At 62.0% G+C, this 20603-nt stretch carries 22 protein-coding genes and 1 tRNA gene; 15 read left to right on the plus strand and 8 right to left on the minus strand.

What is annotated here, in order from left to right; genetic code table 11:
- The first annotated feature begins 20 nt into the window (after positions 1-20).
- Both AB8A38_RS00555 and AB8A38_RS00560 read left to right on the plus strand, forming a co-directional pair.
- A complete protein-coding gene (locus AB8A38_RS00555) occupies positions 21-446 on the plus strand; it encodes a GlcG/HbpS family heme-binding protein (RefSeq protein ID WP_439084574.1) in 426 nt (141 codons plus the stop codon).
- Positions 447-454: 8 nt separating this feature from the next.
- The gene (locus tag AB8A38_RS00560; protein ID WP_439088440.1) at positions 455-1063 is read left to right on the plus strand and encodes a glutathione S-transferase; all 609 of its coding nucleotides are present in this window, start codon (positions 455-457) and stop codon (positions 1061-1063) included.
- Between the two features lie 8 nt (positions 1064-1071).
- Here AB8A38_RS00560 and AB8A38_RS00565 read toward each other — a convergent pair whose 3' ends face one another.
- Both AB8A38_RS00565 and AB8A38_RS00570 read right to left on the minus strand, forming a co-directional pair.
- Positions 1072-1344 (minus strand): hypothetical protein, encoded by a 273-nt coding sequence (locus AB8A38_RS00565; RefSeq protein WP_439084575.1) that lies wholly within the window; start codon positions 1342-1344, stop codon positions 1072-1074.
- Between the two features lie 73 nt (positions 1345-1417).
- Positions 1418-2563 (minus strand): diguanylate cyclase, encoded by a 1146-nt coding sequence (locus AB8A38_RS00570; RefSeq protein ID WP_439084576.1) that lies wholly within the window; start codon positions 2561-2563, stop codon positions 1418-1420.
- 219 nt (positions 2564-2782) lie between these two features.
- Between AB8A38_RS00570 and AB8A38_RS00575 the strand changes: the two genes are divergently transcribed.
- Both AB8A38_RS00575 and AB8A38_RS00580 read left to right on the plus strand, forming a co-directional pair.
- On the plus strand, positions 2783-3031 hold the full coding sequence (locus tag AB8A38_RS00575; RefSeq protein ID WP_439084577.1) for a hypothetical protein: 249 nt from the start codon (positions 2783-2785) through the stop codon (positions 3029-3031).
- Positions 3032-3202: 171 nt separating this feature from the next.
- Complete coding sequence (locus tag AB8A38_RS00580; RefSeq protein ID WP_231080251.1) at positions 3203-3472, plus strand: hypothetical protein; 270 nt, start codon at positions 3203-3205, stop codon at positions 3470-3472.
- Between the two features lie 9 nt (positions 3473-3481).
- Here AB8A38_RS00580 and AB8A38_RS00585 read toward each other — a convergent pair whose 3' ends face one another.
- Positions 3482-3895 carry a hypothetical protein gene (locus tag AB8A38_RS00585; protein WP_120293092.1) on the minus strand — a complete coding sequence of 138 codons (414 nt, stop codon included), beginning with the start codon at positions 3893-3895 and terminating at the stop codon, positions 3482-3484.
- A 211-nt stretch (positions 3896-4106) separates the two neighbouring features.
- On the opposite strand from AB8A38_RS00585, the gene AB8A38_RS00590 reads away from it, so the two are divergent.
- The 5 genes from AB8A38_RS00590 (at position 4107) to AB8A38_RS00610 (ending at position 8759) form a co-directional block, all read left to right on the plus strand.
- Entirely contained in the window at positions 4107-5114 is a 1008-nt protein-coding gene (locus tag AB8A38_RS00590) for an ABC transporter substrate-binding protein (protein WP_068732120.1), read from the plus strand.
- A 136-nt stretch (positions 5115-5250) separates the two neighbouring features.
- Positions 5251-6066 carry an ABC transporter permease gene (locus tag AB8A38_RS00595; RefSeq protein WP_439084578.1) on the plus strand — a complete coding sequence of 272 codons (816 nt, stop codon included), beginning with the start codon at positions 5251-5253 and terminating at the stop codon, positions 6064-6066.
- A 4-nt stretch (positions 6067-6070) separates the two neighbouring features.
- Complete coding sequence (locus AB8A38_RS00600) at positions 6071-6856, plus strand: ABC transporter permease (protein WP_439084579.1); 786 nt, start codon at positions 6071-6073, stop codon at positions 6854-6856.
- On the plus strand, positions 6853-7914 hold the full coding sequence (locus tag AB8A38_RS00605) for an ABC transporter ATP-binding protein (protein ID WP_439084580.1): 1062 nt from the start codon (positions 6853-6855) through the stop codon (positions 7912-7914). Before AB8A38_RS00600 ends, AB8A38_RS00605 begins: the two co-directional genes overlap by 4 nt.
- A complete protein-coding gene (locus AB8A38_RS00610; RefSeq protein WP_439084581.1) occupies positions 7914-8759 on the plus strand; it encodes a phosphodiesterase in 846 nt (281 codons plus the stop codon). The genes AB8A38_RS00605 and AB8A38_RS00610 overlap by 1 nt, the downstream gene beginning before the upstream one ends.
- A gap of 135 nt (positions 8760-8894) precedes the next feature.
- Here AB8A38_RS00610 and AB8A38_RS00615 read toward each other — a convergent pair whose 3' ends face one another.
- Together AB8A38_RS00615 and AB8A38_RS00620 are read right to left on the minus strand one after the other, a co-directional pair.
- Positions 8895-10373: a GH1 family beta-glucosidase gene (locus AB8A38_RS00615; RefSeq protein WP_439084582.1), complete on the minus strand. Its 1479-nt coding sequence runs from the start codon at positions 10371-10373 to the stop codon at positions 8895-8897.
- Between the two features lie 30 nt (positions 10374-10403).
- Positions 10404-11240, minus strand: coding sequence for a siderophore-interacting protein (locus AB8A38_RS00620; protein ID WP_439084583.1), 837 nt, complete (start codon positions 11238-11240; stop codon positions 10404-10406).
- 314 nt (positions 11241-11554) lie between these two features.
- Here AB8A38_RS00620 and AB8A38_RS00625 point away from each other — a divergent pair, with 314 nt between their 5' ends.
- The gene (locus AB8A38_RS00625) at positions 11555-12376 is read left to right on the plus strand and encodes an aspartate dehydrogenase (RefSeq protein ID WP_439084584.1); all 822 of its coding nucleotides are present in this window, start codon (positions 11555-11557) and stop codon (positions 12374-12376) included.
- A 3-nt stretch (positions 12377-12379) separates the two neighbouring features.
- Here the strand turns inward: AB8A38_RS00625 and AB8A38_RS00630 are convergent, their stop codons facing one another.
- From AB8A38_RS00630 to AB8A38_RS00640, 3 genes are all read right to left on the minus strand, one after another.
- Positions 12380-13054 (minus strand): peptidoglycan recognition protein family protein, encoded by a 675-nt coding sequence (locus tag AB8A38_RS00630; protein WP_315842750.1) that lies wholly within the window; start codon positions 13052-13054, stop codon positions 12380-12382.
- A 122-nt stretch (positions 13055-13176) separates the two neighbouring features.
- On the minus strand, positions 13177-13989 hold the full coding sequence (locus tag AB8A38_RS00635) for a MetQ/NlpA family ABC transporter substrate-binding protein (RefSeq protein WP_439084585.1): 813 nt from the start codon (positions 13987-13989) through the stop codon (positions 13177-13179).
- A gap of 28 nt (positions 13990-14017) precedes the next feature.
- The gene (locus AB8A38_RS00640; RefSeq protein ID WP_439084586.1) at positions 14018-15010 is read right to left on the minus strand and encodes an aliphatic sulfonate ABC transporter substrate-binding protein; all 993 of its coding nucleotides are present in this window, start codon (positions 15008-15010) and stop codon (positions 14018-14020) included.
- A 339-nt stretch (positions 15011-15349) separates the two neighbouring features.
- Between AB8A38_RS00640 and AB8A38_RS00645 the strand changes: the two genes are divergently transcribed.
- The 5 genes from AB8A38_RS00645 to AB8A38_RS00665 all read left to right on the plus strand — a co-directional run bounded on the left by AB8A38_RS00645 (position 15350) and on the right by AB8A38_RS00665 (position 20329).
- Positions 15350-16312 carry an aliphatic sulfonate ABC transporter substrate-binding protein gene (locus AB8A38_RS00645; protein WP_439084587.1) on the plus strand — a complete coding sequence of 321 codons (963 nt, stop codon included), beginning with the start codon at positions 15350-15352 and terminating at the stop codon, positions 16310-16312.
- Between the two features lie 207 nt (positions 16313-16519).
- On the plus strand, positions 16520-17641 hold the full coding sequence (locus AB8A38_RS00650) for a methionine ABC transporter ATP-binding protein (protein ID WP_439084588.1): 1122 nt from the start codon (positions 16520-16522) through the stop codon (positions 17639-17641).
- The gene (locus AB8A38_RS00655) at positions 17631-18296 is read left to right on the plus strand and encodes a methionine ABC transporter permease (RefSeq protein WP_068732062.1); all 666 of its coding nucleotides are present in this window, start codon (positions 17631-17633) and stop codon (positions 18294-18296) included. Before AB8A38_RS00650 ends, AB8A38_RS00655 begins: the two co-directional genes overlap by 11 nt.
- A gap of 45 nt (positions 18297-18341) precedes the next feature.
- Positions 18342-19136: a MetQ/NlpA family ABC transporter substrate-binding protein gene (locus AB8A38_RS00660; protein ID WP_439084589.1), complete on the plus strand. Its 795-nt coding sequence runs from the start codon at positions 18342-18344 to the stop codon at positions 19134-19136.
- Positions 19137-20255: 1119 nt separating this feature from the next.
- Positions 20256-20329: transfer RNA gene (locus AB8A38_RS00665), tRNA-Gly, on the plus strand.
- The last annotated feature ends 274 nt before the right edge of the window (positions 20330-20603 follow it).

Consider the following 20603-nt stretch of genomic DNA (forward strand, 5'->3'; position numbering starts at 1 on the left):
ATCGATACAGGAGCAGTCCCATGGCGACGACTAAGCCCTCTCTCAAGCTGACACATGAAGGCGCACTCAAAGCGCTGGCGGGTGCCGTCGCCAAGGCGGAAGAGTTGGGCGTGCCGCAGAACATCACCATCGTCGACGACGGCGGCAATCTTCTGGCGTTTGTCCGGATGGACGGCGCCAAATTGCTGTCGCGGGAAACATCGATGTCCAAGGCCATTACGGCCGCGTCGCACCGGCAGCCGACCTCTCGACTCAATCCCGCCGACGAGATCAAGCTGGCCATCGCAGGCGGCGGCCGCCTGACCAATCTCGAAGGCGGACTGCCCATTGTGATTGCAGGCCAGTGCGTCGGCGCGGTCGGCGTCGGATCGGGCACCGGCGCGCAGGATGTCGAAGTCGCGCGCGCCGCACTGGCGGCCATCGATGCGGAGGACCAGAAGCCATGACTGACAAGATCGAACTGTTCTACGCGCCAACATCGCCCTACGTCCGCAAGGTGATGGCCTGTGCGATCGAGCTCGGGATCGCCGATCGTATCGTGAAGCTGCCCAGCGCCGCGCATCCGCTCAAGCGCGACGCGCGGATCGCAAGTTTTAACCCGCTCGCCAAGGTGCCGGCGGCGAAGCTGGCGGATGGCACGCTGCTGTTCGACAGCCGGGTGATTTGCGAATATCTCGACGACCTCGGACACGGTTCGCTGTTTCCGCGCGGCGCCGAGCGCTGGCAGGTGCTCACCGAACAGGCGCTCGGTGACGGCTTGCTCGATGCTGCGCTGCTGACACGTTACGAGAACACGTGCCGGAGCGACGAGATCAGATCGGCGGAGTGGATCGATGGTCAGATGACCAAGATCGCTGCGGCCCTGGACCAGATGGAAAACGACGTCGCAGTGTTCGGCGCCCGCATCACCGTCGGCAGCCTCACCATTGCCTGCGCGCTCGGCTATCTGGATTTTCGTTTTGCATCATTCGACTGGCGCAGCTCGCGGCCGGCCCTGACCGACTGGTTCGCAACCGTGTCGGAGCGGCCGTCACTGCGAGATACAGTTCCGGCCGAGGGATAATTCTGTCGTCAGCTTTCTGCCTCGACCCAGTTCAGCGTCATTCGCATGGCATGGTTGTGCCGCGCGTCGATCAGCCATTGTTCTTCGCGATAGCAGATCGAGCGTAGCAGGCTTTCGATGGCAAAGGAGGCGAAGAACCGTGGCGTGATTTGCTCGACCTCGATGGGGCCGAGCGGAAATGCGATAATCGACGCCGCCTTGAGGTGGCTGTCGTTCGGGAGAGGTTCTGAGGCGCGCAGCAGATTGAGCGTCTCTATGGCGATGGTTTTCTGACCGGGCATCGGGGCATTCTGCCGAAAAACCTTACGCTGCCAGCCAGTGCTTAATTTTTCGTGGAACCGGGCGTCGCGCGGCTCAGGCGGCCAGATGAAAATCAGAAATCTGCACGCGATTTCGGCCCGCCGCCTTGGCTTGGTAGAGCGCCGCGTCGGCCCGGCTAAGCAAGGCCTGCAGCGTTTCAGGCTCGGTTGACCGGATCGCGATTCCCACGCTGACCGTGGCGTGGATAACACCGGCGGAAGTCGGGAACGTCTTTGTCTCCAGCGTTGATCGGATGCGCTCGGCGACAGCGGCCGCCGCTTTTGGGCTCGACGCGGCTAGGACAATGCAGAATTCCTCGCCGCCCAGACGCGCGGCAACGTCTTCGGCGCGAATGTTCGAGAAGATGACTTCGGCAAAGGCGCGCAGCACGCGGTCGCCGGCGGCGTGGCCGAACTGATCGTTAATCGTTTTGAAGTGATCGAGATCCATCACCAGAATTGCGGTGTTGGATGCTGTCTCCGTTACCTTTTCGCCAAACAGCGCGCGCCGATTGAGCAGGCCGGTCAGAGGATCGGTCATGGCATCGGATTTATGCCGGTTCGACGTCCGGATCTGGTTGATCGTCAGTGACAGCGCACCGATCCCGGTCAGACCGACGATCACCATCAGTGAATTGAACTGTTCCGCCCAATTCATCGGTCGATCGGTCAGCACGAATTGCCCGGTACGCAAGAGTTCGGCACCGCAGGCCACGAACGATGCGGCCGTGATGAGATAAAGCAACGCGTTTGCGACCATCAGCAGCGGTGCTTCGGCGCGCGCGTGCCAATATTGTGCAGCCGAGAGCGCAACGAGAAGGCCCGTGCCAAAATTCGCGGCCATCGTGCCGGTGCCGGTGTAACCAAGCGCAAAGCCGATGATCATCGGAACGAGCCCTGCGGTGGTGACGAGGGCGGCGCGGATCCAATGGGCCTGGTTCGAGCAGAATTGCGTGGTGCCCGCATAGATCACCCCGAAGCCGACAAGCAGCAATATGAATGCAGCGAGCTGTAGCCTCGAATCATACTGCTCGAAGCCTGCATAGATGATGACGGCAACGACCGTGGTCGCGAGACCGATCGACCAAGTCAGCAGATAGGTCTCGGATCGCGCGACGAGCCAGGTTGCGAGCAATGTGAGCGCGAGCGCGGCGCTCGAGAGTCCGATCGCTGCGAAGATGGAGGACTGATCTAGCAACATGATGTCCGAACGCGGTGTAATTTATTTGATGCGCAATAAGCAGCACCCACTTACCACCGATCGCGGTCGGGGCCACCCATTTTGTATGGTGAGCAAAGCGTTACCAGGCTGTGGAGGGGATGTCCGGAGATCGTCGTAAGGCCGTTTTTTGCGACGATTTGTGCCGGAACGAGACGCAGCCACCAGCGTTTTCCTGCAGGGCGTCACAGAGGGTTGAACATGAAAAAGATTCTGGCAACGGCGGCAGCTGCACTGATGATCGCGAGTTTCACGGCGACGGCGGCTTCTGCGAAGAAAGTCCATCGTGGCTACAAGGCGCACCACGGATATTACGGGAGTTATGGCCAGATGCGAGGTCCCGCAATCTTTCGTGGCAATGCCGCGATGAGCGGCAATCACGGCAATTCTGCCTATGGCAGCAACTCGCTCGGCCATATCAAAGGCGGCAATATCGGGGGCGGCAAATAGCGCGGCATTACATTGGGGAAGACGAGATCGATCGTTTCAATGCGACCGATCTGGTTAACGTCTTTCTGATGGGTTGGTGGTAATTGGCTGTACCGCAACTCACAGTTCAGGTTTGTCATGCTCCCGGATGGCCGTTATTCGGCGTGGTTTCGTATTCCCGAGAAGGAAGGCATGGGGATTATCACGCTCGCTGATGGTCGATTGTCGGGCGGCGATACAGTGATCGCCTATAGCGGTTCCTATATCCAGAACGGCGATGCTTTCACGGCGACGATTGCGACCCGCCGGCATGCGGACGGCCAGCCAACGATCTTCGGCATCGACGAGGTCGAGATTGATCTGGTCGGGACATCCAAGACCACGACGGCGTCCTGCAGAGGTGTCGTCAAGCAACGGCCCGGCGTGCCGTTCGAGGTCGTGCTGGTGCGCATGGAAGGCTAGGCCTCCGGTCTATTCGCGCAACTCGTATTGATGTCGCAACAGCTGAACCATGTCCTGGACCCGCTGCCGCCAGGCACGCGCGTCAGGCACCGCTCCGGCGGCTGGCGTGATGCGCAACATGGCGTTCCACGGGCGCGTGCCATAGACGACCACCTCGAAGCCGGCCGTCGGACAGCCATCGATACCCCTTAGCGCGCGCAGGATCACATCCGCGATTTCCGACCGGCCAAGCGTGCGGGTGCTTTCGACCGCAAGTTGCGGCTCCAGCGATGCCGCCGGATTCTCCTCTGCGACGACAGGATCGAAACCGTCTCTGGTATCGGCGTCTGGCTCAGGCCTGATCGGTTCGGGATCGCCTGGCCTCCTCATGAGTCGTTCGACCAGACCGAGCAGGCCTCGATCGCGTTCGGGCGTCTCTTTCACATCAACAGTCCAATATCAGCGGCGACGGGCGATTTCACATCCTCCGCGGGGTGTTGTCGATGGGCTTCACGGTCATTGCGGTGCACAAATGCGCTGCGGGTTGGCTTTGTCGCAAAAGTTTCATCCGCGGCCTATAGTGGGGCGTCACGCATTCCCCCTCAGACTTCTATGCGCCGGCCCTAAAGCCTGCGTCAGGATGGAGACGATCGCCGTGAAACCGTTCCGCTTGGTATTTGCTCTGTCCGCACTGGCGCTCGCCGCCGTATCGCAGCCCGCCCGTGCTGCGGACGTCATCTGCTACAACTGTCCGCCGGAATGGGCCGACTGGGCGTCGATGATCAAGGCGGTGAAGACCGACCTCTCGATCGAGATGCCGCATGACAACAAGAATTCCGGTCAGGCGCTGGCTCAGATCCTCGCCGAGAAGGCCAATCCGGTCGGCGACATCGGCTATTTCGGCGTCACCTTCGGTATGAAGGCCAAGGCGCAGGATGCACTCGAACCCTACAAGCCCGCCGGCTGGGATCAGGTCGATGCCGGCCTGAAGGATTCCGAAGGTTATTGGACCACGATCCATTCCGGCACCCTCGGCTTCTTCGTCAACAAGGATGCCCTCGCTGGCAAGCCGGTGCCGAAGTGCTGGAAGGATCTCGCCAAGCCCGACTACAAGGGCATGGTCGGCTATCTCGATCCGACGTCGGCCGCCGTCGGCTATGTCGGCGCTGTTGCGGTCAATCTCGCGCTCGGCGGCACCGACCAGAATTTCGATCCGGCCATCGCCTTCTTCAAGGAGTTGAAGAAGAACGACGCGATCGTGCCCAAGCAGACGTCCTACGCTCGCGTCGTCTCCGGCGAAATGCCGATCCTGTTGGATTATGATTTCAATGCCTATCGCGCCAAGTATTCCGAGAAGGGCAGTTTCGAATTCGTCATTCCCTGCGAAGGCTCGGTCGTGTTTCCCTATGTGGTCGGTCTGGTGAAGAACGCGCCGCATAAGGACAAGGCCAAGAAGGTCATGGATTATCTCCTGTCCGACAAGGGCCAGGCGATCTGGACCAACGCCTACCTCCGTCCGGCCCGCAAGATCGAACTGCCGGAAGCCGTGAAGGCCAAATTCCTGCCGGATAGCGAATATGCCCGCGCCAAGAGCGTGGACTGGGGCAAGATGGAGCTGGCGCAGAAAGGCTTCAGCGACCGCTATCTCGCCGAAGTCCGTTGATGCACAATGGTGCCTCTGAAGTCTGATCCATCTTCGATGATCAGACTTCAGTTTTTCTTGGTTGAAGCATGATCTTGTCCGAAAACCGGTATCCACTTTTCGGGATCATGCTCTGACGCAGGGGCACCATAATTTCATGTCGCATCGTAATTTCATCTGGATCTGCCTGCTGCCGCTCGTGGTGGTGACAGCAGCCTTCTTCCTCTTGCCGATGGCGCAATTGCTCGCCGTCGGTGCCGGTGGATCGCGCGGCGTGTCCGCCTATCTCGCGATCATTGCAGAACCGCGCTATCGCGCCACGCTGATCAATACGGTCGTACTCGCTGCCGCGACGACCATCGCCACGCTGGTGATTGCCACCATCGCCGGCCTGTTCCTGCAGCGTCATCGCTTCCCCGGCCGCGCCGTGCTGATCGCGATGCTGACGTTTCCGCTGGCATTTCCCGGGGTCGTGGTCGGCTTCCTGATCATTCTGCTGGCCGGACGTCAGGGCCTGATCGGCGCCATCACCGCCGCGGTGACGGGCGAGAAAGTCGTGTTCGCCTATTCGATCTTCGGTCTGTTTCTCGGCTATCTCTATTTCTCGATCCCGCGCGTGATCCTCACGGTGATGGCCGCGGTGCAGAAGCTCGATATCGGGCTGGAGGAGGCGGCGCGTTCGCTCGGTGCGAGCCCGTGGGCTGTCCAGCGCGATGTGGTGCTGCCGGCGCTCGGGCCGGCTTTCGTGGCCTCGGGCGCAATTGCCTTCGCGACGGCGATGGGCGCGTTCGGCACAGCCTTCACGCTTGCGACAAACATCGATGTGCTGCCGATGCTGATCTATACCGAGTTCACATTGGCGGCGAATTTTGCGATCTCGGCGGCGCTGTCGATCGGACTCGGCGTGATCGCCTGGGCAATCCTCGCGCTGGCCCGCTCAATGAGCGGCGGCGCTGTCGCGGCAGCGGGGTGAGCCGATGCGCGACCGCCTGATTTTCGCTGGCCAGCTCGGCTTCACACTGCTCGTTGCGGCGTTTCTCGTCGTGCCGGTGGTGCTGTCGATTTCCGCCGGCGTCACCGTCAATTACTTTCGCGGCATCCAGTCGGGCGTCACGCTGCAATGGGTGGTGCAGGTCTGGAACCTCTATGCCGGTGAAATCGGGCTGTCGTTTCTGATCGCCTTCGCGACCCTGGCGGTGACGCTGGTTGTCGGCGTGCCCGCGGCTTATGGGTTACACGTGAAGGGCGGGAGGTTGTCGCGCGTGATCGAGGAGATCATCACGCTGCCGCTGGCGATCCCCGGCCTCGCCATCGCGCTGGCGCTGCTGCTGACCTATGGCGGCTTCGGTGGCTTCCGGCAGTCGTGGCTGTTCATCCTGACGGGCCATGTGATCTTCACCATGCCCTTCATGGTGCGCTCCGTGATGGCGGTGTTCGCTTCGGTGGACATCAAGACGCTGGACGAGGGGGCTGCCTCGCTCGGTGCGTCGCCATGGACGCGGTTTTGCAATGTCATCGTGCCGAACGCCATGCCCGGCATTCTCGCCGGATCGCTGATGGTGGTGACGCTGTCGCTCGGCGAATTCAACCTGACCTGGATGCTGCACACGCCGCTCACCAAGACGCTGCCGGTCGGTCTCGCCGACAGCTATGCGTCGATGCGGCTGGAAGTGGCGTCAGCGTATACGTTGATCTTTTTCATCATGATTGTGCCCCTTCTGGTGGCGATGCAGATGTTTGCCGAGAAGGGCGAAAAGAAATGAGCGCTATCTCAGGCCACGGTGCGGCCGTTCACATCCAGAATTGCGGCAAGACCTTTCCGGACGGCACGCAGGCGCTGGCGCCGGCTTCACTGGATATCGTGTCAGGCGAGACGCTGGTGCTGCTCGGCCCTTCCGGTTGCGGCAAGACCACCATGCTGCGGATTATCGCCGGTCTGGAGACGCCCGATGCGGGCGGCCGTGTGCTGTTCGACAAGACCGACATGACCGCGGTGCCGATCGAGCAGCGCCATGTCGGCATGGTGTTCCAGTCCTATGCGCTGTTTCCCAACATGACCGTGGCCGAGAACATTGGCTACGGGCTGAAGATTCGCGGTGTCGACAAGGCCGCACGCGCGGCGCGTGTCGCCGAGATGGTGGCGCTGACCAATATAGGCGGGCTCGAAAACCGCCGGATCGATCAATTGTCTGGCGGCCAGCGTCAGCGCGTAGCTTTGGCGCGCGCGGTGGCCGTGCGTCCACGCGTGCTGCTGCTGGATGAGCCGTTGACGGCGCTCGACGCGTCGCTGCGCGACCGGCTGCGCAGTGAACTTAACAGCCTGCTGCGCTCGCTCGGGATCACCGCGATCTATGTGACTCACGATCAGGCCGAAGCGATGGAACTGGGCGATCGTATCGTTGTCATGCGCAAGGGCGCCATCGCCCAGATCGGCACGCCGCGGGAGATCTACTTTGCTCCCCAGAACCGTTTCGTCGCCGAATTCGTCGGTGCGGCCAATATCGTAGAGGGGCCGGTGAGCGGCGGTCGGCTGACGCTGCCCGGCGGCTGGCTGGCGCTCAGTGATGCCGCCGACAACGCTGCGGCAGTGGCGATGATCCGGCCGGAGACCATCGGAATTGTCGCCGAGGCGGACGCCTTCCTGCGCGGCACGGTCGAAAGCGTCGCCTTTATCGGTGATCGCCAGCGCCTCGTGGTGACGGGTGCGGCGAACAAGCCGTTGACGGTGGACGCGCCGAACACCATCAATGTGCGTGCAGGGGAGCGCGTCGGCCTGTCAGTCATGCCCCAAGCGGTTCGCGTGTTGCCGAAAGAAGACTGATGTCGAAGCCAAAGCCCACCATCATCGCGCAGATCTCCGATCTGCATATCAAGGCGCCGGGCGAGCTGGCCTATGGCAAGGTCGATACGGCCGAGGCGCTGGAGCGCTGTGTGGCCGAGTTGAACGCGCTCGATCCGCGGCCCGATCTCGTTGTCATCTCCGGCGACCTCGTTGATACGCCGACGCCCGGCGAATACGAGCATCTGTGGCGACTGCTGGCGCCGCTCAAGATCCCGTTCATCGGTGTTCCCGGCAATCACGATGCCCGCGACATGATGCGCGCGGCATTTCCCGATTGGGCTTACGCCAAGTCGTCGGGCCCGCTCGATCAGGCGCGGACAGTTGGCCCGCTCGATATCATCCTGCTGGACTCGCATGTTCAGGGGAAGCCGCACGGTACGCTGGAAGCGGCAACGCTGGAGTGGCTGGATGCCACGCTGGCATCGTCGCGCGAGCGGCCGGCATTGTTATTCCTGCATCATCCGCCGTTCCGCACCGGCATCACACATATGGACGTGCAGGACTTGTTCAACGCGGATGCGCTCGCTGCCATCATCCGCAAACATCCGCGCGTCCAGATCGTCGCCGCCGGCCACGTCCATCGTGCGACGCTCGCGACATTCGCCGGGACGGTTGCGACCATTTGCCCGGCGCCGAACCATGCGGTCGATCTCGATATCGCCGAATTGCGCCCGCCGTCGTTTCGTGTCGAGCCGCCCGCTTTCCACCTGCATGTCTGGTTTCCAGATGGCGAGGAGGGCGGCCATCTGGTGACCCATCAGGTGCCGATCGGTGACTTCGACGGCCCGCATCCGTTCTTCGGCGCGGATGGGAAGTTGCTGTAAAACTCTGTCATTCCGGGGCGCGCGCATCTTCGCGCGCGAACCCGGAATCTCGAAATGTGAGCTAACCAGCGTTTCAACTATCTCCAGGTTCCGGGTTCGCTCGCTGACACTCGCGCCCCGGAACGACGGTGCAGACTAAACCAGTGCGTTCGCCGCGATCAGGCTGCGATAGAACTCCGCACTGAGCTTCGGCGTACGCTTCTGTGTTTCGAAGTCGACGTGATAAAGGCCGAAGCGCTTTTCATAACCATCCGACCATTCGAAATTATCCATCAGGCTCCAGTGGAAATACCCCCTTACGGGGATGCCTTCCGACGTCGCGCGCTGCAGATGCGTGAGATAGTTCCTGAGATACATGACGCGGTCGAGATCGTGGATCTTGCCGTCACCGGCCGGCCGGTCGGCGGCCGATGTGCCGTTCTCGCTGATATAGATCTGCTTGACGTTCCAGACCTTGGCGACATTGCGCGGCGCCCAATACAGCGCTTCCGGCCCGATCCGCAACCAGTCTGAATCCATGCGCGGAAACGAAGTCGGGAACGGCACCAATGCGAAGCCATGCTGATCACCACTCGCCACCACGTAATGTTGCGGCATGTAGACGTTGAGGCCGAGGAAATCGACGGGCGAAGAGATGGTCTTCAACTCTTCTGCCGTGAAGCTCGGCGCATTCTTGCCCGCATAAGCCAGGAATGCATCGGTATATTTGCCTTCGAGGATGACGGTCATGTAGCCGCCATTCATCTCGCGCGTTGCGATTTCGGATGCGCGGATATTGGCCGGTGTTTCGACGGCCGGGACGCAGGACGCGACATTCTCGGCGAGGCCAACCCTGGTGCCCGTACGCCCATTGGCGCGGATCGCCTGGACGGCCATGCCGTGGCCCAGCGCGACGTGATGGCGGATCTGATTGAGCTGCGCTTGCGACAGCTTCAGGCCGGGCGCGAGCTCGACCGGGCCGCTGCCATAGCCGAAATCGACGAATGTTGCACATTCGTTGATCGTGAAAATGTTCTTCACACGGTCGGTAATACGTTGCGCCACATGGGCGGCATAATCACCGAACGCCTTCGATGTATCCTGCGACGCCCAGCCGCCGACGCGGTCCTGCAGCGGCTGCGGCAGATCCCAGTGATACAGCGTGGCGTATGGTTCGATGCCATTGGCCAATAACTCGTCGATGAGGCGGTTGTAGAAATCGAGCCCTTGCGGATTGGGCGTGCCCATACCGGTCGGAAACACGCGCGACCATGACATGGAGAAGCGATAGGCCTTCGCGCCCAACGCCTTCATCAGCTGGACGTCTTCCTTGTAGCGATGGAAATGATCCACCGCGCGGTCGCCATTGCCGCCGCCGCGGATCTTTTTCGGCGTGTGCGAATAGCTGTCCCATATCGAGGGGCCGCGGCCTTCGGCTGTGACGGCGCCCTCGATCTGATAGGCCGACGTGGCAGTGCCCCAGACGAAGTCGGCAGGAAAACGCCGATCGTTGGCGAGCGCTGCCGGTGTGGCCGAGGCGGTTTGAGCCTCGGCCCTCGCAGTCGGGACGGCGAGGCCGGCGGCGAGCGCGCCGGCCGCCCCAGTGAAATCGCGGCGCGTGAAACGATGGGACACCAGATCTCCTGCTAGTCCGGGACGCGACGGTCAGTCGTCATGCGGCTCATGATAGTTCTCTGCGCCGCCTTTCCAATAGCCCGATGCCTTGACCCATGCTTTGGGATGCTGGCGCTCGTCGACGAGAATCCTGCGGAGGCGCTTGGCCACTTCGGATTCCGCGGCGATGAAGGCATAGCCGTCTCCAACGGGAAGTTTGAGGTTGCGCAAGGCATCCTCCATCAGGGTGGTCGAGCCGGCGCTTTGCAGGCCACGATGCAGCCAGTTGATTGTGACGGATGCCCTGGATGCGAAGGTCTGCTCCTCGGCAGCATCGGCGACTTCTGCGATCACGATGGCCCGTGTGGCAGGACGCAGTTCTTCAAGTCGGCGGCCGATGGCGGGCAGGGCAGTTTCGTCGCCGATCAGCAGGTACCAGTCGAAGTCGTCCGGCACGACGAACGAGCCGCGCGGGCCGCCGATACCGATTTTATCGCCTGGCTTCGCTTGGGTGGCCCAGGTCGTGGCAGGCCCCGCATCGTGAATGGCGAAATCGAGGTCGAGCTCTTTCGCGGCTTCGTCATAGCGCCGCGGCGTGTAGTCGCGCGCGATTGGCCGCGCGCTTTCATCGACCAGCACACGGCCTTCGCTGAAGACCGGCATCAAAGGTTCGACTTCGCCGGGGCGTGGGAAGAACACCTTGACGTGGTTGTCGTAGGACGCGCTGACGAAGCCTTCGAGGTCGTCGCCCGTGAGGGTGACGCGCTTCATGTGCGGCGTGATTGAGGTCACGCGCTTGACGGTGAGCAGACGGCGTTTCAACTCGTGGCGAACGCGCGTGATGCGATGAAGATCGTTGGAAATGGTGTCTGAAGATGTGTCGGTCATGTGGATTCCCGGGGAATCCAGATCGGCCTGTTTGACGCGGAGTCGCGCAGGTCGAGCCTGGATCAGGTTCGATCGGCGCGTTGGTTCACGTTAACGCTTACGTGCAGCCTCGCCGAGACAGCAATCACGGCAGAGGTAGCGAAACGTCCTTTTACGTGCAAGTCCGGGATTGTCGCACGTGCCGCACGATGGCGTGAGGCCGGAAGCCTTCTAAACTGGCCGATGTCACCGCATGGACATTGCGGCCTTTCCGGGGGAGAACCGTTTCCGGATGTGGCGGCGTGCCCCCGAAATCGTTGGACGAGATAGACCTGATGAGCACTGAAGCAAAGTCTGCCACGCGCGTGGCCATTGTTGGCCTCGGCCCGATCGGCCGCAAGGTGGCCGAAGCACTGGACCGCGGCATCGACGGCCTGGTTCTGGCGGCGGTTGCCGTGCAGAATCCGGAGAAGCATCAGGCGTTCCTGTCCGGTCTCGGCAAGGCGCCGCCGGTGCTGCCGATCGCGGATCTCGTGGATGTCGCCGATATCGTGATCGAATGTGCGCCCGCGGCGTTGTTGCCCGAGATCGTCAAGCCGTTCGTCAGCAAGGGCAAGACCGCGATTGTGCTGAGCGCTGGAGCGCTGTTGTTCAACGACGATCTCGTCGCACTTGCTAAGCAGAACGGTGGTCAGATCGTGGTGCCGACCGGCGCGTTGATCGGGCTCGATGCCGTGACTGCTGCCGCCGAGGGCAAGATCTCGTCGGTGAAGATGGTAACGCGCAAGCCGGTGAAGGGCCTCGCCGGCGCGCCCTATATCGTCGAGAACAAGATCGACATCGAGAGCATCACCGAACCGATGAAGATTTTCGAGGGCACGGCGCGCGAGGCCGCCAAGGGCTTCCCCGCCAATCTCAATGTCGCCGTTGCGCTGTCGCTCGCAGGCGCAGGCCCCGACGCCACAACACTGGAAATCTGGGCCGATCCGGCGCTCACCCGCAACGTCCATCGCGTGGAAGTGGATTCGGATTCTGCACGGTTCTCGATGCAGATCGAAAACATCCCGTCGGAGAATCCGAAGACCGGCCGCATCACGGCGCTGTCGGTGATCGCCTATCTGCGCAAACAGCGCGCGGCATTGCGGGTGGGGACGTAAGGCCTATTTGCCGCTTTCGACTTGATGCGCAGGGGCCATCTGCTGCGCAGTCTCGATTCCCTGGGTCCGGGCGATCCTGGCAAGCTCGCAGCCCTCGCAGTAGCGGCGATCCTTGTAGTCGATCCAGTTATGGGCGAAGACGCGCTCATTCGGGATGTCGTAGCGGGCCTGCAACACGCGGACAAGCACGCGCCAGGCTGCGATCTGCGCGTCGGTCGGCGGCTTGCGGACATTGGGGTAGTTGCCGACGAACTCGACCCCGATCGATGAGTCATCGTCGATCTGCTGATAGGTCCCGCTGTTGTCGATATATTTGTTGTCGTTGCGATTGCCGCGGTTGAGATGTTTCGGTACCGCCCATTCGGGCGTCGACCAGTAAGCCGTGCCGTCGGTCTCGATCCAGATGGCGACGCCGCGGCGATCGGGTTTCTGCATCTGCGCGACCGCGTTACGCCAGGCGGATCCGACCGCGCCTTCCGATTGATGCACGACGATGTTGCGCCATTCCCGGGCGTGGCGGAGATCGGTCCATGGTCTCAGCCAGACCATGTTGAGACCGGGAATGTCGGGGGTGCCGCGGGAGCGGGCGGCGATCTCGAAGCTCGAAGGCGTCTGGGCGGTCGCCGGTGTGGCGATCGCACACAAGACCAGCAATAGCCCGGCGACCTGACCTCTCATATCCCTCGTTTCCGAAGGCGTCTCATAACGCCTCCGGAAAGCGTAACCGAGCCGCGCTGGGAGTCAAATCCGCGGCTGGGTATGATCGTCGCGCTAGGGCTGCCTGCGCGCGCAGGTTGTGCTCAGTTGAAGTATTCGGGCAGGGTGAAGCCGGCGTAGAACTTGTCGCTCCGGATAGCGGTCTTGAACGTGTCCGATTGATAGGCGGCAACGATGTCCTTCGCCCACGGCGTCTCGGCATTGCCGCGGCGGACGGCCACGACATTGGTATAGGGCTTGGTCATCTTTTCCAGCGCGAAGGCCTCGGTCAGTTTGAGCCCGCTATAGATCGCGAAATTGCCCTGCACGGCGGCGAAGTCGGCATCGCCGAGGGCGCGCGGCGCCTGCGCGTTCTCCAGCGGGACGATCTTGATGCCCTTTGGATTCTTGATCACGTCGAGCTCGGTGACATCGACGGGGTTGTTGTCCTTGATCTCGATCCAGCCGAGGTCGCGCAGAATCCACAGTGCGCGCTGCAGGTTCACGGGATCATTGGGCACCACCACGGTGGCGCCGGCCTTCACGGCGTCGGATGTCTTGTGCTTGGTCGAATAGAGACCCATCGGCGGCGTCGGCACTGTGATGATGCCGGTGAGGTCGGTCTTCTGGCGCTGGTTATAGCTGTCGAGGAACACCGTGTGCTGCATCACATTGGCGTCGATATCGTTCTTGAACACCGCGGTGTTGGCTTCCAGGCCCGTCGAGAACTCATAGTATTTGACGGTGTAGCCCTTCTTTTTCAGTTCGGGCTCGACGCCCTTCTTGAAGCCGTCGATATAGGGGCCGGGCACGAAGCCGACTTTGAGTTCGGTCTTGGGAGCGGACTGTGCGTTTGCGGTTGCCAGGGGCGCGAGTGTGAGGGCGGCCGCGGTGAGCGCCGAGAGAAGACGTTTCATGAGATGAGCTTTCGGTACGGAGAGGGCGTTACTTCGGCGACCAGATCGTCACGTCGGCGGCGTTGACCTTCACGGGGATGAGCTTTTCGGCGAAGAAGGCGTCGGCGATGATCTGCTGCTCGGACAGGCCGGCTTTGGTCACGGCGCCGACCTTGTAGGAGCGGTGGCTATTGGCTTCCTCGACGGTGGCGGCGTCGATGCCCCACAGGCCGGAGAGAAGTTTTGCGGCATCCTTCGGCTGCGCCTTCACCCATTTGCCGGTTTCGTCGAGCTTCTTGAAGATCACGTTCAGCACGTCGCCGCGCTTGTCCGCATAGGCGGCCGAGGACAGGTAATAGCGCTTGTAGCTGGCAAGACCGTTGCTGCCATCGGCAAGCACGCGCGCATTGGACTGACGCTGCGCGCTGGTGAGGAACGGGTCCCAAGCCACCCAGGCATCGACATTGCCACCGACGAAGGCAATGCGGCCGTCGGCCGGCGGCAGATAGGCCGGCTGGATGTCCTTGAAGGTGAGGCCGGCTTTGCTCAATGCGGCGAGCAGCAGGAAGTGGCTGCCGGCACCCTTGGTCACCGCAACCTTCTTGCCCTTGAGATCGGCGACGGTCTTGAGCGGCGACTCTGCGGGGACCACGATGGCCTGCGCGGCAGGCGAGGCGGCTTCCTCGGCGATGTATGCGAGCTTGGCGCCGGCGGCCTGCGCGAACAGCGGCACGGTGTCGGCGACATCGGCGCCGAAATCGACATTGTTGGTGTTGATGGCCTCCAGCAGCGGCAGGCCGCTGGTGAATTCATGCCAGCTGATCTTCACGCCGAGCGGCGCGAGCGCCTTCTCCAATTCGCCATTGGTCTTCAGCACGGCGATCAGCGTCGACGATTTCTGATAGCCGATGCGCACCGTGTCCGGCGTCTGCGCGCAAGCGAATGAGACCGACAGCATGGAGGCTACGGCAGCCAGTTGCAGCGCCCGGGTGCGCCGGAACACGAAGCGTTCGATGAAGGGGGCGATGTGGATCGGAAGCATGTTGGCACTGCTTTGCTGATGATGTTTCGTGAGCAGCAAAGGTGCGAGAGCGGCGCGTTTCCGTCAATGAAATGGCCAACTGTAGTTCCGGGCGCGGCGATGCAGGCATGCTGCGATGGCCTTGTTGTGCAGCGGAAACGTTCTCCACATGCCTTCCGGGTGGCTCCGGAAGAGCAGGTTATTTCCCTGCGGCGGAGATGAAGCTGCTCCCGGAGCTGACCTGCGGATTGCAAAACTTGCAGACTGCCCGCGACCTTTGAAAGCACAATCTTCGCAATCGCGCGTAGCGTTTCGCCATCACGCCCTTGCATCGCCCGGGCGCAAATGGAGCAACAGCGCATGTCCTATTCCCGACGATCTGTGGTCGCAGGTCTCTCCGCAGCACTGTTGCTGTCCGCCGGGCTCGCCGCATCGCCAGCCACGGCGCAGGAGCTGAAGGAAATCCGCATCGGCTTCCAGAAGGCCGGCATCTTCCCGGCGGTGAAGCAGCGCGCGACGCTGGAGAAGGTGTTCAAGGAAAAGGGCGTCAGCGTCCGATGGGTCGAATTCCAGTTCGGGCCGCCGATCCTCGAAGCCATCAACACCGGCAATGTCGACTTCGGCTATGCCGGCGACGCGCCGCCGATCTTCGCGCAGGCCGCGCGTGCCAATCTCGTCTATATCGCGGCCATCCCGTCGCGGGGCTACAATCAGGGCATCATCGTTCCCGAGAATTCGCCGATCAAGACGCTCGCCGATCTCAAGGGCAAGAAGGTCGGCTTCGGCAAGGGATCGAGCGCGCATAACACCATCATCGCCGCGCTGGAGAAGGCCGGACTGACCTATGCGGATATCACGCCGGTCTATCTCGGCCCCGCCGACGCCGTGGCGGCCTTTGCCAGTGGCAATATCGACGCGTGGTCGATCTGGGATCCGTATCTGGCGCTCGCCGAGGGCAAGCAGGCGCGGGTGGTGTCCTTTTCCAAGGACGTGCAGGATTCCATTTCGTTCTTCCTCGCCAACAAGGATTTCACTACCAGGCATCCGGACATCGTCGCGCTATTCAACAAGACCTTTGCCGATGAAGGAAAGTGGGCCGAAGCCAATCGCGCCGAGGTGGCGACGCGGCTGCAGGAGGCGACCGGTGTCGACAAGACCGCCACCACGCGCGCCGTCGAACGGTCGAACTACACGGTGGTCCCGATCAATGACCGGATCATTGCCACCCAGCAGGAAACGGCGGATCGCTTCCACAAGCTCGGCCTGATCCCCAAGGCGATCAATGTGAAGGACATCGTCTGGACCTGGACCCCGGGCTCCTGATCTCCCGAAAACTCGCCGGGAGACGATTAGCGCTGTCACCAGCCGTCTCCCGGCACTCTTTTCCTCCCGCAGGCCGTTGAAACCGCTCGATTTTCCTCATTTGTGCAGTGCGGTTGAAATGTTGCCCGAAATCAGTAGGTTGCAGCCACGGCGCCCGCGACACGCAGGCCGGCCCCGTGCTTCACAACTGCGCAGAAACGTCATTCAATGAACGCTCCCCTGTCCAAGCCGACCGGAGCGCCCGTGCCAGTTCTCGATCCGCAAGATCCTGGCCAACAAGGGCGTGCCATCATCTCCTTCGATGGCGTCAGCAAGATCTTCCCGTCGCGGAAGGATTCCGCCGAGGTGAAGGCGGTCGACAATATCGATCTCGTCGTGCCCGAAGGCGCCATTGTCGGCGTGATCGGCAAGAGCGGCGCCGGCAAGTCGACGCTCATCCGCCTGATCAACGGGCTCGAGCAGCCGACCCATGGCAAGGTCACCGTCGACGGCCTCGACATCGGATCGCTGGACGAGAAGGCGTTGCGTCAGGCGCGCCGCTCGATCGGCATGATCTTCCAGCATTTCAACCTGCTGTCGTCGCGCACTGCGTTTGACAATATCGCGTTGCCGCTGGAGATCGCCGGTACGCCGCGCAAGGACATCAAGGGAATCGTCGAACCGCTACTCGACATGGTCGGTCTTGCCGACAAGCGTGACCGCTATCCGGCCGAACTCTCCGGCGGCCAGAAGCAGCGCGTCGGCATCGCGCGTGCGCTCGCTACCAAACCCAAGGTGCTGCTGTCGGACGAGGCGACCTCGGCGCTCGATCCCGAGACCACGGCGCAGATCATTGCGCTGCTCAAGCAGATCAATGCCGATCTCAACCTGACGATTCTCTTCATCACCCACGAAATGTCGGTGGTGAAGAAGCTGGCGCAGCGCGTTGCTGTCATGGAAGGCGGCCAGATTATCGAGCAGGGCACGACCTACGAGATTTTCTCGAAGCCGACCCATGCCACCACCAAGCGTTTCGTCGGCGAAGTGACCGGCGGCAATGTGCCGGAATGGCTGCAGGCCAAGCTGCTGGCGGACTACGCGCCGGGCCGTCAGGCCGTCATCCGTATCGCCTTCACCGGCGCCGATGCCGACGAGCCGGTGCTGTCTCGGCTGACCCGCGCCTATAATGTCGATTTCAACATCATGCATGGCCAGATCGAATATGTCGCCGATCATCCGTTCGGCACGCTGATCGCCTCCGTCGCAGCCGAGCCGGAATTGCAGGCCAAGCTGATCGCCGATCTCACCGCGACCCGCAACACCGTGGAGCATCTCGGCTATGTCGCCTGAACTGATCAACATGATCCTGTGGTCGACGCTGGACACGCTCACCATGGTGGCGCTGGCCGGCATTTTCGGCACGCTGGCGGGATTGCCGCTCGGCATCTTCCTGGCGACCAGCCGGGCAGGTGAGCTGTTCCCGGCGCCGAACGTCAATCGGCTGCTTGGCCTCGTCGTCAATGCCACGCGCTCGACGCCCTTCATCATTCTCGTGGTCGCCATCGTGCCGCTGACGCGGCTGATCGCCGGCACCTCCATCGGCACCAGCGCTGCCGTGGTGCCGCTGACCATCGCGGCGACGCCGTTCATCGCCCGGGTCATCGAAGGCGCCATCCGCGAAGTCGATCAGGGTCTCGTCGAGGCCGCGCGTGCCTTTGGCGCCAGCCCGCTGCAGATCGTCTGGAAGGTCTTGTTGCCCGAAGCGATGCCGGCGGTGACGCTGGCGCTCACGCTCGCAACCGTCAGCCTGATCGGCTATTCCGCCATGGTCGGTGCCGTCGGCGGCGGCGGGCTTGGCGATCTCGGCATCCGCTACGGCTATCAGCGCTTCATGCCGGAAGTCATGGCGACGGTCGTCGCCGTGCTGATCTGTCTCGTGCAGGGCGTGCAGAGCCTTGGCGATTTCATCTCGCGCCGCCTCGACAAGCGCACGCGACATTCCTGAGTGGTCACCCGCATCAGCGGGCCCGCTCACACTCGTTTACTCACAATGGAAAACACCATGTCTCTTCGTCGTTACTTTCTCTCTATCCTCGCCTTCGCCGCACTCACCGGCGCTGCTTCCGCCGAGACCATCAAGGTCGGCGTGACCCCGGGTCCGCATGCGCAGGTGCTGGAAGCCGCCAAGGCCGTCGCCGCCAAGAAGGGCCTCGACATCCAGATCGTCGAATTCTCCGATTACGTGGTGCCGAATGCGGCGCTGGAAGCCGGCGACCTGCAGGCCAATTCGTTCCAGCATCAGCCCTATCTCGACAATCAGGTGGCCGATCGCAAATACAAGATCGTCGCTGTCGGCAACACCATCAACTTCCCGATGGGCATCTATTCGAAGAAGGTGAAGACCTGGGACGAGGTGAAGTCAGGCGCCACGCTGGCGATCCCGAACGATCCGACCAATGGCGGCCGCGTGCTGATCCTGCTGCGGGACAAGGGCATCATCAAGCTGAAGGACGGCGTCGGCTTCAAGCCGACCTTGCTCGACATATCAGACAATCCGAAGAAGCTGAAGATCACCGAGGTCGATGCCGCGCAGCTGCCGCGCACGCTGCCTGACGTCGACGTCGCCGGCATCAACACCAATTACGCCACCCAGGCCGGCCTCGATCCCGTCAAGGACGCGATCCTGCGCGAAGATCCGAAGGGCCCGTATGCGAATCTCATCGCCGTGCGTGCGGTGGACAAGGACAAGCCCTGGGTGAAGACACTGGTGGAAAGCTATCAGTCGCCCGAGGTGAAGGACTTCATCGAGAAGACCTTCAAGGGCTCGGTGCTCGCGACCTGGTAAAGGCACGGGGAGCGCTTCGCGCAATAGGCGAGGCGCTTCTAGCGGGAAGAGGCGGTCCCGCTCTCTCTCTACGTCATGGCCGGACTTGTTCCGGCCATCCACGTCTTTCTCCTTCGTGGCCAAGACGTGGATACCCGGCATGCGCCGGGCATGACGATTGTGTGTGGGGCGGCCGCCGTCGCGCCATCGCAAATGTGAATTTCAAACAGCCCCATCATCCCTGAAAACACACGTTCGCAGTCTCGCGGCGCTTGCGCGTCCGAGCTATGAGCATTCCCATCCACCCTCTCCGAAAAGAGGGCGTGCGGAACGCCGGGTGCCCGTTGCACCCTTGGGCCTGATGCCGAATGCGGTCTTCCGCAATTGTGAGTGCATCAGGACTTTCGGAGGCGCAGGGCAAGTGCCCGGCGTTCCGCCTGCGGTGTTTTTTCGGTTGCCTGCACATCTGCCATGGCGAACGGTCCCATCACCAAAATTAATGTCCCAGGGCGGAGGGACAGGGTAGCCGCAAAGCACTTGGCCGGACGCGTTTCGATTTGGTCGTCCGTCACACTGTCCAGAGATCTTTCCATCCGAAGGCCAAACGTCTCCTTGCCAGTGGCAGTGCTGGCGCAGATCCGCCCTGCCCGAAGACAGACGTCACCCGTGAACCGCGTAACGCCGCATCTCCGGCGTCCACCGCATCCAGCCCCGCGAACATGACGATCGCGCTCGCCCCTCTCATCGAGGCCGGACGAGAAGGAACATAATCCATTTAGGTATATTGTCAATTAGGAGTAGGAAAAAATGTTTGGTCGCTGTCTCGCCGCCCCAAACTGTCATTCCGGGGCGCGAGCGCGCCTTCGCGCACGCGAACCCGGAATCCCAGCATGGGAGTCTCTGGTCAGCGCCAAACACACCGGGATTCCGGGTTCGTGCTCTGCCGGCTTCGCCGGCGACGCACGCCCCGGAATGACGAGCGAGGTGGCCCGGCATCCACGGTCGGCCTCAAGCCAAAAATCGCATGTCCACACGCCATCCCCTTGAAATCCAACCGTAATCCGCCGGTCGCAGCGGGCAGGGGATGCGACCTCACATGAGGTTGAGACCCGCCGCGCAACGTGTTACCTGACGCGGCACGCGGGTATAGCTCAATGGTAGAGCAGCAGCCTTCCAAGCTGAATACGAGGGTTCGATTCCCTCTACCCGCTCCATGCACGCCAGTTATGCCCGTGGCAGTGCAAGTTGTTGATGGATAGCGTAACTGATGGCTGCTTGACGCTGGGGCCGCGAGTTTCGTTTGCCGCTCTCCACCTCAACGTACTTCCCCACCAGCTTCCATTAGTCGCCATTGAGAAACCGGGTAACCGCCTCACGTTGTACCGCTAGGCCTAGGCCGCTCTTACCCCGCTCGTCTCAAGTAAGATACGAACTTGCTAATCGTCGCGTCGAGGTCCTGCTTCAAATCGTCGTAACGAGCGCTAGGCC

Origin of the sequence: Tardiphaga sp. 839_C3_N1_4 (genome assembly GCF_051811045.1) — a bacterium.
Lineage (GTDB): Bacteria > Pseudomonadota > Alphaproteobacteria > Rhizobiales > Xanthobacteraceae > Tardiphaga.

What these genes read in the sequence shown, in the direction of transcription:
- AB8A38_RS00555 (WP_439084574.1), top strand. Translation starts at nt 21, where the DNA reads ATGGCGACGACTAAGCCCTCTCTCAAGCTGACACATGAAGGCGCACTC.
- AB8A38_RS00565 (WP_439084575.1), bottom strand. Translation starts at nt 1,344, where the DNA reads ATGCCCGGTCAGAAAACCATCGCCATAGAGACGCTCAATCTGCTGCGC.
- AB8A38_RS00570 (WP_439084576.1), bottom strand. Translation starts at nt 2,563, where the DNA reads ATGTTGCTAGATCAGTCCTCCATCTTCGCAGCGATCGGACTCTCGAGC.
- AB8A38_RS00575 (WP_439084577.1), top strand. Translation starts at nt 2,783, where the DNA reads ATGAAAAAGATTCTGGCAACGGCGGCAGCTGCACTGATGATCGCGAGT.
- AB8A38_RS00580 (WP_231080251.1), top strand. Translation starts at nt 3,203, where the DNA reads ATGGGGATTATCACGCTCGCTGATGGTCGATTGTCGGGCGGCGATACA.
- AB8A38_RS00595 (WP_439084578.1), top strand. Translation starts at nt 5,251, where the DNA reads ATGTCGCATCGTAATTTCATCTGGATCTGCCTGCTGCCGCTCGTGGTG.
- AB8A38_RS00600 (WP_439084579.1), top strand. Translation starts at nt 6,071, where the DNA reads ATGCGCGACCGCCTGATTTTCGCTGGCCAGCTCGGCTTCACACTGCTC.
- AB8A38_RS00605 (WP_439084580.1), top strand. Translation starts at nt 6,853, where the DNA reads ATGAGCGCTATCTCAGGCCACGGTGCGGCCGTTCACATCCAGAATTGC.
- AB8A38_RS00610 (WP_439084581.1), top strand. Translation starts at nt 7,914, where the DNA reads ATGTCGAAGCCAAAGCCCACCATCATCGCGCAGATCTCCGATCTGCAT.
- AB8A38_RS00620 (WP_439084583.1), bottom strand. Translation starts at nt 11,240, where the DNA reads ATGACCGACACATCTTCAGACACCATTTCCAACGATCTTCATCGCATC.
- AB8A38_RS00625 (WP_439084584.1), top strand. Translation starts at nt 11,555, where the DNA reads ATGAGCACTGAAGCAAAGTCTGCCACGCGCGTGGCCATTGTTGGCCTC.
- AB8A38_RS00630 (WP_315842750.1), bottom strand. Translation starts at nt 13,054, where the DNA reads ATGAGAGGTCAGGTCGCCGGGCTATTGCTGGTCTTGTGTGCGATCGCC.
- AB8A38_RS00635 (WP_439084585.1), bottom strand. Translation starts at nt 13,989, where the DNA reads ATGAAACGTCTTCTCTCGGCGCTCACCGCGGCCGCCCTCACACTCGCG.
- AB8A38_RS00640 (WP_439084586.1), bottom strand. Translation starts at nt 15,010, where the DNA reads ATGCTTCCGATCCACATCGCCCCCTTCATCGAACGCTTCGTGTTCCGG.
- AB8A38_RS00645 (WP_439084587.1), top strand. Translation starts at nt 15,350, where the DNA reads ATGTCCTATTCCCGACGATCTGTGGTCGCAGGTCTCTCCGCAGCACTG.
- AB8A38_RS00650 (WP_439084588.1), top strand. Translation starts at nt 16,520, where the DNA reads ATGAACGCTCCCCTGTCCAAGCCGACCGGAGCGCCCGTGCCAGTTCTC.
- AB8A38_RS00655 (WP_068732062.1), top strand. Translation starts at nt 17,631, where the DNA reads ATGTCGCCTGAACTGATCAACATGATCCTGTGGTCGACGCTGGACACG.
- AB8A38_RS00660 (WP_439084589.1), top strand. Translation starts at nt 18,342, where the DNA reads ATGGAAAACACCATGTCTCTTCGTCGTTACTTTCTCTCTATCCTCGCC.